Origin of the sequence: uncultured Algibacter sp. (genome assembly GCF_947495925.1) — a bacterium.
Taxonomy (GTDB): Bacteria; Bacteroidota; Bacteroidia; order Flavobacteriales; family Flavobacteriaceae; genus Algibacter_E.
Map to the genome: position 1 here is coordinate 391107 of NZ_CANMAU010000004.1, position 11314 is coordinate 402420.

9 protein-coding genes are annotated in these 11314 nt (G+C 30.5%); 5 read left to right on the top strand and 4 right to left on the bottom strand.

Going from position 1 to position 11314, the window contains the following annotated elements; all coding sequences use genetic code 11:
- Nucleotides 1–18: 18 nt before the first annotated feature.
- The gene (gene kdsA, locus Q0857_RS10865; protein ID WP_298534983.1) at nt 19–837 is read right to left on the bottom strand and encodes a 3-deoxy-8-phosphooctulonate synthase; all 819 of its coding nucleotides are present in this window, start codon (nt 835–837) and stop codon (nt 19–21) included.
- A 248-nt stretch (nt 838–1085) separates the two neighbouring features.
- On the opposite strand from kdsA, the gene typA reads away from it, so the two are divergent.
- From typA to Q0857_RS10895, 5 genes are all read left to right on the top strand, one after another.
- Nucleotides 1086–2885 carry a translational GTPase TypA gene (gene typA / locus Q0857_RS10870; protein WP_298534987.1) on the top strand — a complete coding sequence of 600 codons (1800 nt, stop codon included), beginning with the start codon at nt 1086–1088 and terminating at the stop codon, nt 2883–2885.
- 419 nt (nt 2886–3304) lie between these two features.
- Nucleotides 3305–4606: an O-antigen translocase gene (locus Q0857_RS10880; RefSeq protein ID WP_298534992.1), complete on the top strand. Its 1302-nt coding sequence runs from the start codon at nt 3305–3307 to the stop codon at nt 4604–4606.
- Nucleotides 4607–4647: 41 nt separating this feature from the next.
- Nucleotides 4648–5946, top strand: a complete 1299-nt coding sequence (locus Q0857_RS10885) for an O-antigen translocase (RefSeq protein ID WP_298534995.1) — start codon at nt 4648–4650, stop codon at nt 5944–5946.
- Nucleotides 5947–6175: 229 nt separating this feature from the next.
- Nucleotides 6176–7540 carry a phosphoethanolamine transferase gene (locus Q0857_RS10890; RefSeq protein WP_298534997.1) on the top strand — a complete coding sequence of 455 codons (1365 nt, stop codon included), beginning with the start codon at nt 6176–6178 and terminating at the stop codon, nt 7538–7540.
- On the top strand, nt 7530–8612 hold the full coding sequence (locus tag Q0857_RS10895) for a glycosyltransferase (protein ID WP_298535001.1): 1083 nt from the start codon (nt 7530–7532) through the stop codon (nt 8610–8612). Before Q0857_RS10890 ends, Q0857_RS10895 begins: the two co-directional genes overlap by 11 nt.
- A gap of 8 nt (nt 8613–8620) precedes the next feature.
- Here Q0857_RS10895 and Q0857_RS10900 read toward each other — a convergent pair whose 3' ends face one another.
- From Q0857_RS10900 to Q0857_RS10910, 3 genes are read right to left on the bottom strand one after another with little or no spacing between them, the layout of a single operon-like run.
- A complete protein-coding gene (locus Q0857_RS10900) occupies nt 8621–9580 on the bottom strand; it encodes a glycosyltransferase family 2 protein (RefSeq protein ID WP_298535002.1) in 960 nt (319 codons plus the stop codon).
- A gap of 3 nt (nt 9581–9583) precedes the next feature.
- Entirely contained in the window at nt 9584–10471 is an 888-nt protein-coding gene (locus Q0857_RS10905) for a glycosyltransferase (RefSeq protein ID WP_298535006.1), read from the bottom strand.
- A gap of 2 nt (nt 10472–10473) precedes the next feature.
- On the bottom strand, nt 10474–11157 hold the full coding sequence (locus Q0857_RS10910; protein WP_298535008.1) for a cell division ATP-binding protein FtsE: 684 nt from the start codon (nt 11155–11157) through the stop codon (nt 10474–10476).
- Nucleotides 11158–11314 lie beyond the last annotated feature (157 nt).

Genomic DNA, 11314 nt, shown 5'->3' on the forward strand with positions numbered 1-11314 from the left:
CTGAAAGGATATATGAAATTAAAGGGTGTTTATTACCTTTCTAATATTTACTAAGTTAGATAAAAGAGATTCTAAGTTGTTTAAATGTAGCATGTTCGCACCATCACTTTTAGCATTAGCTGGGTCAAAGTGCGTTTCAATAAACAGACCATCTACATTATTTACCACGCCAGCTCTGGCAATGGTCTCAATCATATCAGGTCTTCCTCCCGTTACACCTGCTGATTGATTAGGTTGTTGTAAAGAATGTGTCACGTCAAGTACTGTTGGTGCATATTGCCGCATGGTAGGAATACCTCTAAAGTCAACAATCATATCTTGGTAACCAAACATAGTGCCTCTATCAGTAATCCATGCTTTATCATTGCCAGCATCTTTTACCTTTTGAACGGCGTGTTTCATAGCTTCAGGACTCATAAACTGTCCTTTTTTCAAGTTAACAACTTTACCTGTTTGGGCGGCAGCAACAACTAAATCTGTTTGACGCACTAAAAAAGCAGGTATTTGTAAAACATCAACATATTGAGCCGCTAATTGCACATCTGAAATTTCATGGACATCAGTTACCGTAGGCACATCAAAAGTTTCAGAAACTTTCTTTAAAATCTTCAACGCTTTTTCATCTCCAATACCAGTAAAACTATCAATTCTACTGCGGTTAGCCTTTTTGAAACTCCCTTTAAATATATAAGGAATTTCTAGCTTATTAGTTATATTAACTACCTTTTCTGCAATTCGAAGCGCCATATCTTCGCCTTCAATGGCACATGGTCCGCATAGTAAAAAGAAGTTATCTGAATTTGTATGTTTTAGTTTTGGAATTTTTTGAAGATCCATATTTAGTGTCTCTGTAATTTTGGTTGCAAATATACAATTATGAAATTTTAAACCATAGTACTTTTAATGATTAATAGTGATGCTTTTAATGTTTATTAGCAATGTGTAAATTTCTGTTAGTTAGAATTTTATGTTTGTTTTAGTAGGTTTGATTATATTTTAAATGAAGGAGTTTTGCAAAAAGATATAATTATACAATATATCCATTATTTATAAGTACCTTTGCACGCTTAAAATAAGGCACTATTATGGCTAATATTAAAAACATTGCGATTATTGCACACGTAGATCATGGTAAAACTACTTTGGTTGATAAAATAATGTATCACTGTCAATTATTTCGTGAAAACGAAAATACAGGAGATTTAATTCTTGATAATAATGATTTGGAACGTGAAAGAGGTATAACTATTACCTCAAAGAATGTTTCTGTCCTTTATAAGGATACAAAAATAAATATTATTGATACACCTGGTCACGCCGATTTTGGAGGAGAAGTAGAGCGTGTATTAAATATGGCAGATGGCGTTTTATTACTAGTAGATGCCTTTGAGGGACCTATGCCGCAAACCCGTTTTGTCTTACAAAAAGCAATTGACCTTGGTTTAAAACCTTGCGTTGTAGTGAACAAAGTAGATAAAGAGAATTGTACACCAGATGAGGTTCATGAGAAGGTATTTGATCTGATGTTTGAATTAGGTGCTGAAGAGTGGCAATTAGATTTCCCAACGGTTTACGGTTCTGCCAAAAACAATTGGATGAGTGATGATTGGCAAAAAGAAACAGAAAATATTGAGCCATTATTGGATATGGTTATAAACCATATTCCTGAACCAAAAATAGAAGAAGGAACGACTCAAATGTTAATTACATCCTTAGATTTTTCTTCTTTTACAGGTAGAATTGCAATAGGACGTTTGACCAGAGGAGAATTAAAAGTTGGTCAAAATATTTCTTTAGTAAAAAGAGATGGAAGTATAGTAAAGTCTAAAATTAAAGAATTACACACTTTTGAAGGTTTAGGCCGTAAAAAAGTAGAAGCCGTTCAAGCTGGTGATATTTGTGCAATAGTTGGATTAGAAGGTTTTGAAATTGGAGATACTGTTGCAGATTGGGAAAACCCAGAAGGTTTGAAAACTATAGCCATAGACGAGCCTACAATGAGTATGTTGTTTACAATTAATGACTCGCCTTTCTTTGGTAAAGATGGAAAGTTTGTAACATCTCGTCATATTAAAGATCGCTTGACTAAAGAATTAGAAAAAAACCTAGCACTTCGTGTTGAAGAAACAGATAGTGCTGATAAATTTATGGTTTTCGGGCGTGGTGTTTTACACTTATCAGTTTTAATTGAAACCATGCGTCGTGAAGGTTATGAACTTCAAATAGGACAACCACAAGTAATCATTAAGCAAGTTGATGGTGTTAAATGTGAGCCTGTTGAGGAAATGACTATTGATTTACCTGAAGAAGTTTCGGGTAAAGCTATCGAAATGGTAACATTGCGTAAGGGAGAAATGTTGAGCATGGAAGCAAAAGGAGACCGTATGGTTTGCGAATTTATTGTGCCATCTCGTGGAATCATTGGGTTACGGAATCAATTACTAACGGCTACCGCGGGTGAAGCTATTATGGCACACCGATTTAAAGAATATCAACCATTAAAAGGCGGTATTCCTGAACGACAAAACGGGTCATTAGTGTCCATGGAAAAAGGACAAGCAATTCCATATTCTATTGATAAATTACAAGACAGAGGTAAGTTTTTTGTTGATCCAGGTGAAGATATTTATGAAGGTCAGGTTATCGGAGAAAACTCTCGTGGTGATGATATGACTGTTAATGTTACTAAAACTAAGAAATTAAGTAATGTACGTTCTTCAGGTGCAGATGATAAGGCTAAAATTGTTCCTGCTATCAAATTCTCCTTAGAGGAGGCTTTAGAATACATTCAAAAGGATGAGTATGTTGAAGTGACACCAAATCATTTACGTTTAAGAAAGATTTATTTAACAGAAGTAGAGCGAAAGCGAAACAAATCGATATAAGACATGGAATTCTTCGGAGTTTCACAAACCGAGTGGGTTGGGTATTTAGCCATGGCCACCGTTTTGATTTCATTTTTAATGAAATCTATGTTAAGATTAAGAATAGTAAACTCCATTGGATGTTTACTATTCGTGTTTTACGGGGTGTTGCTAAATCCTGTTTCAATTCCAATTGTTTTAACAAATTCAGTTATTTTTTGTATTAACCTGTATTATCTTGTTATCAAGAAGATTTGATTTGAGATAAACAGAGTGACGCTGTAAATAAAGGATTATATAAAAAGTTTATAAGGTGCTAATAAACGATTTTGTATTTGTTTCTTTTTTTAAGCAAAGAATATTTTGTTCTTTTATGCGTTTAAAAACGGATGCAAAGGGTTCAAAAATAGATTCAAACTAATCAGGAAACTATATATTAATTGAAAGAATTAATAGATTATATTAATAATAAAGTTTTAGTTAAAATAGCGTCGTTGCAAATAGCTTCGGTATTAACTAGAATCGTAGGTGGTTTATTGACATCAAAAGCTATAGCCATTTTTATTGGGGCAGAAGGTCTGGCATTAGTTGGTAATTTAAGGAATTTTGTTGGGTCATTTCAAGCTATTGCTACTCTAGGGTTTTACAAAGGAGTAGTTAAGTATATTTCTGAAGTTAAGGAGAATGCCTTAGAATTAAGTAAATTGTTGTCAACAGTTTATTATGCTGCGTTTGTCTCAACGGTAGTTGTTTGCTTTTTCTGTTACTTTAAAGCAGAATGGATAAATGACCTGATATTTCCAACTTATAATGACTATGCCTATGTGATTAGAATTTTTGCAATAGTTCTCCCTTTTTATGCTTTGAATATATTCTCATTTTCAATAATGAATGGTTTTTCAAAGTATAAGATTCTTATTATAATTAATATTATAGGACAAGTTTTAAGCGTTTCTATCGCGCTGCTCTTAATTTATCAAAATAAGATTGATGGAGCATTAATCTCAGTGGTTATTGCAGAGTCGTTAATTTTCTTAATTACTCTGGTTGGGATTATAAATAGACGGAGCTTGGTTTCATCAATTAGGGTTAATAATATCAATTCTGATTACTTGAAAAAGATGGCTCCATACTCTGTAATGGCTTTTTTTACTGCTGTTTTATTACCATTAGTTGCGATTGCCATAAGATCTTATATTATAGACCATATTGGTTATAAGGATGCAGGTTTTTGGGAAGGCATGACTAGAATATCTAAGTATTACCTGATGCTTGTTAGTTCATTAATTGCCTTATACCTTTTACCAAGATTCTCTGAAATTAATGATGTTAAAGCGTTTAAAAAAGAAGTGTTTAGCTTTTATAAAACGATTCTTCCTATTTTAGTAATTGGACTCTTGTTAATATACTTAATGAGAAAGTATATTGTTTTGGTGGTTTTTTCGGAAGAGTTTAGCCCAGTTGAAGATTTATTTCAGTGGCAGTTATTAGGGGATTTTGTAAAGATTTTATCCATTGTAATTGCTTACCAGTTTTTAGCAAAAAAAATGTTCTGGCACTACATATTAACAGAAGCCTTTTTAGTAATTACTTTGTATACAACAAGTATTTACTTTATTAACCTGTATGATGGAATTGAAGGAGCTGTAATAGCTCACTTTGTTAGTTATACAATGTATTTTGGTATTTTACTTCTTATTTTTGGGAGCTCTCTTTTTGGTTTAGAAAGTGAGGAGAAATAGTAGCTTTAAACGCAAAATTGCATTTTTAAAATTGGACACCATTGCTTTTAAAAGAATTATTTAAGAAAAACGGTTTATTTAAAGTAGCGTCTTTTAATTCTCTGAGTGTAATTATTAGATTGATTTCTGGTTTCATTTTATCAAAAGCGATAGCATTTTTTTTGCTTCCTCAAGGAATGGCCTTAACAGGAAATTTAAGAAGTTTCTTGTTAACTTGTCAAGGGATTTCTTCGAGCGGAGTACAAAATGGAGTTGTTAAATATACCGCTGAGAATAAGAATAATGGCAAGGCACTAAAGCAGATTATATCAACATCATTTTTTTTAGTCTTAGCTTTCACAATTATTGTATCATCTTTTTTAGCCTTCTTTTCTGGGTATTTCAGTAATCTTGTTTTTGCAACAGATAAATACATTTATGCCTTTAGGATACTAGCTCTAGTTATTCCACTGTATACATTGAATACTTTTATTTTATCCATTATAAATGGATTAGGAAAGTATAAAAGTATTATTCTTATTAATACTATAGGTTATATTGTTAACGTAGTAACAGTGGTTGTATTGCTCTACTTTTATAATTTAAATGGAGCTATTATTGCAATAATAATTATGCCTTCAGTTTTAATTCTGATTACTTTGTTTTGGGTTAGAGAGGTGAAAATCATCGTTACTAATATTTCAATATATAGTTTTTCTAAAAAATACTTAAACGGGTTAAGTTCGTTTGTTATTATGGCAATTTTTACCGCCTTGACAATTCCAATTGTACACGTGCTTGTGAAAAATTATATTATAGAAAACATAGGACTTAAAGAAGCTGGTTATTGGGAGGCAATGCTCAAGATATCTCAGTACTACTTAATGTTTGTAATAAGTCTTTTTTCATTGTACTTATTGCCTAAATTATCTGAAAACAATACTGATTTGGGGTTTAAAAACTTGGTTTTAGAGTTTTACAAAACAATATTGCCCTTTGTTTTTGTGGGTTTTGTTTTGATCTACTTTTTGAGATATTGGATTGTTAGAATTACATTGACTCAGGAGTTTCTTCCAGCTCAAGATCTGTTTTTATGGCAATTAATAGGGGATCTGTTTAAAGTTTTGTCTTTCGTAATAGCATACCAAATGCAGGCAAAAAGAATGCTGTTATGGTATTTGTTTGGTGAATTATTTTATGCTAGTTGCGTGTATTTTTTTAGTGTCTATTTTATTAATAAATTTGAACTGAAAGGTGCAGTAATAGGTCATGCTGTAAGTTACCTATGCTACTTTATCTTAATGTTATATGTTTTTAGAAAACCTTTATTAACAAAAAAAAGGATATCGGTTGAAAGATAAGTTTTTTTTATTCACTATTATATATTGGTTATGTCTAGAATATTTTCTAGAAGGAATATATCATTTCTTTTCGTTTTATAGGTTTTTGAATGTTTTTGAAAATTTGATTTTTTCAATATTCGTTGTTTTTATTATCAGCCAATTGAAAATTGGGGTGGTCAGGAATTTTATAGTTAAATGTGCGCTTATTTTAGTAGCAAGTATGTTTTGGTTTGAAACAGTAATGTACTTGATTTTTAAAATCCATTTTGGGCCTTCATCTTTTTACGTTTTTATAAATACTAATCCAGAAGAGGTTTTTGAATTTTTAAAGGAATATTCTAGTTTTTCGATTCTTGTAGTAACCTTCCTTTTTTTTCTTCCATTATTCTGGTTACGCCTATTGGTTACTAGTATAAACAAATTTCGGATAAAATATATTTTTGATAGCTACAGATTGTATAAAATTATAGGGTTATGTGTTGTTTTGTTATTAGGACTTAAATTTAGTGGGCTTATAGAACATAATTTACCGTATTTATTATCGCGCTCTTTTGCCTTAAACTATAAGGATTCTAAATACATTGATGAATTTAATTCGCAAATAGAAAAAACATCAGGTGTTGCAGAAATTAAAAATGTTGGTATAAATAACACTTTTATTGTAGTGATAGGAGAATCAGCTACATCGTCCCATATGCAGTTGTATGGTTATTATCGTGAAACAACACCTCTATTTGAGGAAATAAGGGATGATTTGTCTATTTATCAAGACGTTATTAGCCCGAATACATCTACATTTCATTCTTTAAGCAAGGCTTTGACATTAGGTAATTATGAAGATCCCAAAAAGGTTTTAGCATTACCTATTACTACATTGTTCAATAAGGCCGGATTTAAAACGTTTTGGATATCAAATCATAGTCCTACTTTTAATCCTAGTAGTGCTTTAGCAAGAATATCAAATCAAGCAGGAATTAGATATTTTAATTCTAAAGAAGTTGTTATGAATAACTTAAAGCATGATGGAGAGTTATTATATAAAGTAGATGAAGCCTTAAAGGATCAATACCCAAACAAAGTGATTTTCTTACATTTAATAGGCGAGCATTTTTCCTATGAAAACCGATACCCAAAACAGTTTGATTTTTTTCAAGATATACCCAAAACCCCTTTTAGAAGGCGAGCAGTCTATCAAAAAATTAATCAGTATGATAATGCCGTTAGATATACTGATTATATAATTAATTCCGTATTCGAAAAACTAAAGACTGAAAACACTAATAATTATTTGATGTATTTTTCTGATCATGGAGAAGAGGTTTTTCAAGATGATGACTTTTATGGACACCTTGAGGATAGACCAACTAAAAACACATTTAAAGTACCCTTTATAATGTATTATGGGAAAGGTTTTCAATTTCCAGATGATTATGAGTTTGTTGGAAACAGAAAATACATGACAGATGACTTATGGCATAGTATTGTTCATATATCTGGAATAGAGAGTACATTTTTAGATAAGCGCAGAAGTATTTTTAGTAAACACTTTGCTGAAAGAAAGAGAATAATTTTAGAAAACCAAGACTACGAAACCTTTTTCAATGATGAGTAAAAAACATATATGTATTATTTTAGATTGTCTTTGTGGAGGTGGTGCTGAAAAAGTAGCAGCTTCATTTTCTTTTCTTTTGGAAAATGAAAACTATAAGGTTTCAATTATATCTGTGAGAGATGAAATTACTTATGTTTATACCGGAACTTTATATAATCTTGGAAAAAATGAGCCTAAAGTAAAAATGTTAAAACAAATAAAGAAAGTAATATTTTTTAGAAAATACTATAAACTTATTGATGCAGATTACTATGTTGATTTTAGAATGCGCAATAGATTTGTAATGGAATCAATATTACATCTTTTTGTGTTTGATTTAAATAAAATGATATTTAGTGTTCAGCATTATAATATTGCTTACCATATTCCAAAGAGTTTTCTTTTTAAGAAAATTTATAGTAAGGCCCGGGCAATAGTTGGAGTATCGAACGATATTGTAAAAAGACTTAAAGAATATCATAATTTTGAAAATGTAAAGTATACGCCAAACTTTGTTAATGAAAAATTGTTACTAACTTCAGAGCAACCGCCAAATGATATTGTAAATAATGCGATTTTGGCAATTGGCAGGTTGAATATTGAAGTTAAGCAATTTGATAAACTTATTTTGTGTTATAAAAAAACTAAAGCTTTTAAAGAGGGAATTCCCCTTGTTATTTTAGGAGATGGCCCAGATAAGGAGGAGATAGAATCTATAATTAAGTCAAATGATTTGGAATCTAAGGTGTTTCTCTTAGGCTTTGTTTCTAACCCTTATGAATACATTAAAAAATGTAAGTTTTTGGTGCTATGCAGTAAATTTGAAGGTATGCCGTTGGTTATTTTAGAATCTCTTACTTTAGGTACACCTGTGATTTCGTTTGATTGTAAATCAGGGCCTTCTGACTTAATATCTCACAAAAAAAATGGAATTCTGGTTAAAGACCAAGATTTTACTGAATTAAAGGAGAGTATTGATTTATTGATGAATGATGATATTTTATATAATTCGATGCTTAAAAACGCAAAGCAGTCGATGGATTTATTTAGCGAAAATGAAATAATAAAATATTGGAAACCGCTTTTTGAATAGAGCGAGTTTTAACTTTTAAAAGATGTTAATCTAATATTATATTTAAGAAATATTTTTTTTATAGATTTTAATAATTTTAACCCAAACAAAGGACTGTTTAGTAAAATACGCTGTTTAAATGATAAATTAGAATGATTTAGATTTTCTACTAATCTATTAAAGTTTTTCTTGTCCCCATCAAGTTTATAAGCAATGGCATACATATATCTCTTAAAATCTATATATCTTAATAAGGATTTATTTTCGAGATTAGCTCTTTGATAAAAATCTAAGTTAGGAAGCGTTTTGTTTTTTATTCCAATCTTAGTAATTTGGTCAGGAATGTTATAGGATATTATTGCTTTTGGGGCATAGTGATATGCTAGTTTATTATTAACGAGATTGCTCAGATAAAATTCGACATCTTCAGCATAATTTATAGCTTCATTATAGGGAGATTGTACTACTGCTTTGCGTTTAAAGGCCATACTACTTTGACAAATAATAGGTTGAAACATATTGGCGGTAAAAAAATCTTCAATCAGGAAATTTTTGTTTTTTAATTGGAAACTAATATTCTTTTTTGTCTCTAGAACATTATTAATGCTGTATTTCTCCAAATAATCGGTTCCATAGAATGATGCGTTAGGGAAACTTAAATATAAATTATAAATAGTTTCTAGAAATAAATTGTGCCATTTGTCATCTGCATCAATTAACGCGATTAACTTTCCTTTAGCAGATGAAATACCTCTGTTTCGGGCTGCAGATAAGCCTTTGTTTTTTTGACTTACAATGGAGTAATTACTAAAATCAGCAAGAGTTATTTCTGCAATTTCTAAACTTTTATCGGTGGAACCGTCATTAATAATTATAATTTCAAAGCTTTTAAATGACTGTTTTAAAATACTATTTATAGTAGTTTCAATATAATTTTCTTTATTATAAAGAGGAATTATTACTGAGAAAAATGGCTCTTGACTTATCATAAGCTATTTTTGATTTTTGCGGCACATATATCCGATTTTATAAAATTGGAATAGAAACATATTTGGATTTGATCCAAGTAAGTTTTTTTTTAAAAAAGGAGAAGTAGATTGGAAAATAATAGATAGTAAAATATTTAATCTATACTTTTTAAGCATGTTATAGTATTTCATTAACTTGTTTTTGGATGATAGATCATGTTTTTTTTTGAGCATCCAAATTAACGTTTCTATGGACTCTTCTGTTTTTTGTAAAAAAAAAGCACTTTTGTCTAACCCTAGATGAAAAACTTCATTGTCAATGTGTATTACCTTAAAATTATTCTTTTTTAAAAGAGCCGAAAAATAATTGTCAAGACCGTATTTTTTATGTTTTAAATTAGAATTAATTAATAAGAAAATTGATTTTTTAATTAAAAAATTTCCAGACGTGGTAACCTGATAGGGGTTTAAGTTTCTTTTATTAGCACCTACTTCTTCAAATGTTCTTCCATATTTCCATCTTAACATAAAATCCTGATTTGGGATATTACTAGAATATGCTATTCCTCCATAAGTTACATCATTCCCTTTTCGTAATTGACTAAAATAATTTTCTATAAATTTAGTTTTTTTTGGAAATACATCAGAGTCTAAAAACAAGAGAAAGTCATATTTCGCTTCCTGCGCAAGTCTTTGTCTAGCATTTGTCCTTCCAATATTTGTATTGGAAATTAAAAGCGAAGAATTGGATAATTTATCAATGCATGATCTGTTTTTATCTACTAACTTTTCGGAACCATCTTCAAAACAAATTATTTCAAAATCAATACTGGCTATAGAAGCCTGGTTATGAACCTCACAAACAAGCGCTGAAATATTATAATTAAAAGTGGGTATTAGAATTGAGATCATAACTAACTCTTCCTTTGAACCACTTCATATACAGCATTATCATCACACTTCAGAGTCTTACTTGGGTATTTAAGTAGCAGCGCATAATCATGGGTAGCCATCAATATGGTGTTACCATTTTTATTAATTTCTTGAAGTACCTCCATAACTTCTACACTAGTTTGAGGGTCAAGATTTCCTGTGGGTTCGTCTGCGAGTATAAGTTCTGGATCGTTTAGTAGTGCTCTGGCTATTGCAATACGCTGCTGTTCTCCACCAGAAAGTTCATGAGGATATTTAAACCCTTTTGATTTCATGCCAACTTTACTCAATACGGCTTCAATACGCGTGTTCATTTCGCTTTTGTCTTTCCAGCCAGTTGCTTTTAAAACAAAGAGAAGATTATCATTTACGGTTCTATCAATAAGGAGTTTAAAATCTTGAAAAACAACACCTAATTTACGCCTTAAAAAAGGAATGTCTTTTTCTTTTAATGTTTTTAAATTGAAATCTACAATATGTCCCTCACCTTCAGTAAGAGGTAAATCACCATAAAGGGTTTTCATAAAACTACTTTTACCTGTACCCGTTTTACCAATAAGATATACGAAATCTCCTTTGTTGACTTCCACATTAACATTTGAAAGTACCAAATTATTGCCTTGATAGATAGAAGCTTCTTGTAATTGTAGAACTGAATTTGACATGAATACGAAAAGAGATTTTTAATGTGTTGTAAAAGTATTACTTAAAAGTTAAACCTTAAAAGCTAACGCTTAAAACTTTAGTTTATTTCTCTTCATAAAACAACATTTAATAACTCGGTTTATAATTATGGCATGATTATTACGTTATAAGATTTAG

Excerpts from the sequence above, each read along its gene's own strand:
- typA (WP_298534987.1), top strand. The coding sequence starts at position 1,086 with ATGGCTAATATTAAAAACATTGCGATTATTGCACACGTAGATCATGGT.
- Q0857_RS10905 (WP_298535006.1), bottom strand. The coding sequence starts at position 10,471 with ATGATCTCAATTCTAATACCCACTTTTAATTATAATATTTCAGCGCTT.
- Q0857_RS10910 (WP_298535008.1), bottom strand. The coding sequence starts at position 11,157 with ATGTCAAATTCAGTTCTACAATTACAAGAAGCTTCTATCTATCAAGGC.
- kdsA (WP_298534983.1), bottom strand. The coding sequence starts at position 837 with ATGGATCTTCAAAAAATTCCAAAACTAAAACATACAAATTCAGATAAC.
- Q0857_RS10900 (WP_298535002.1), bottom strand. The coding sequence starts at position 9,580 with ATGATAAGTCAAGAGCCATTTTTCTCAGTAATAATTCCTCTTTATAAT.
- Q0857_RS10895 (WP_298535001.1), top strand. The coding sequence starts at position 7,530 with ATGATGAGTAAAAAACATATATGTATTATTTTAGATTGTCTTTGTGGA.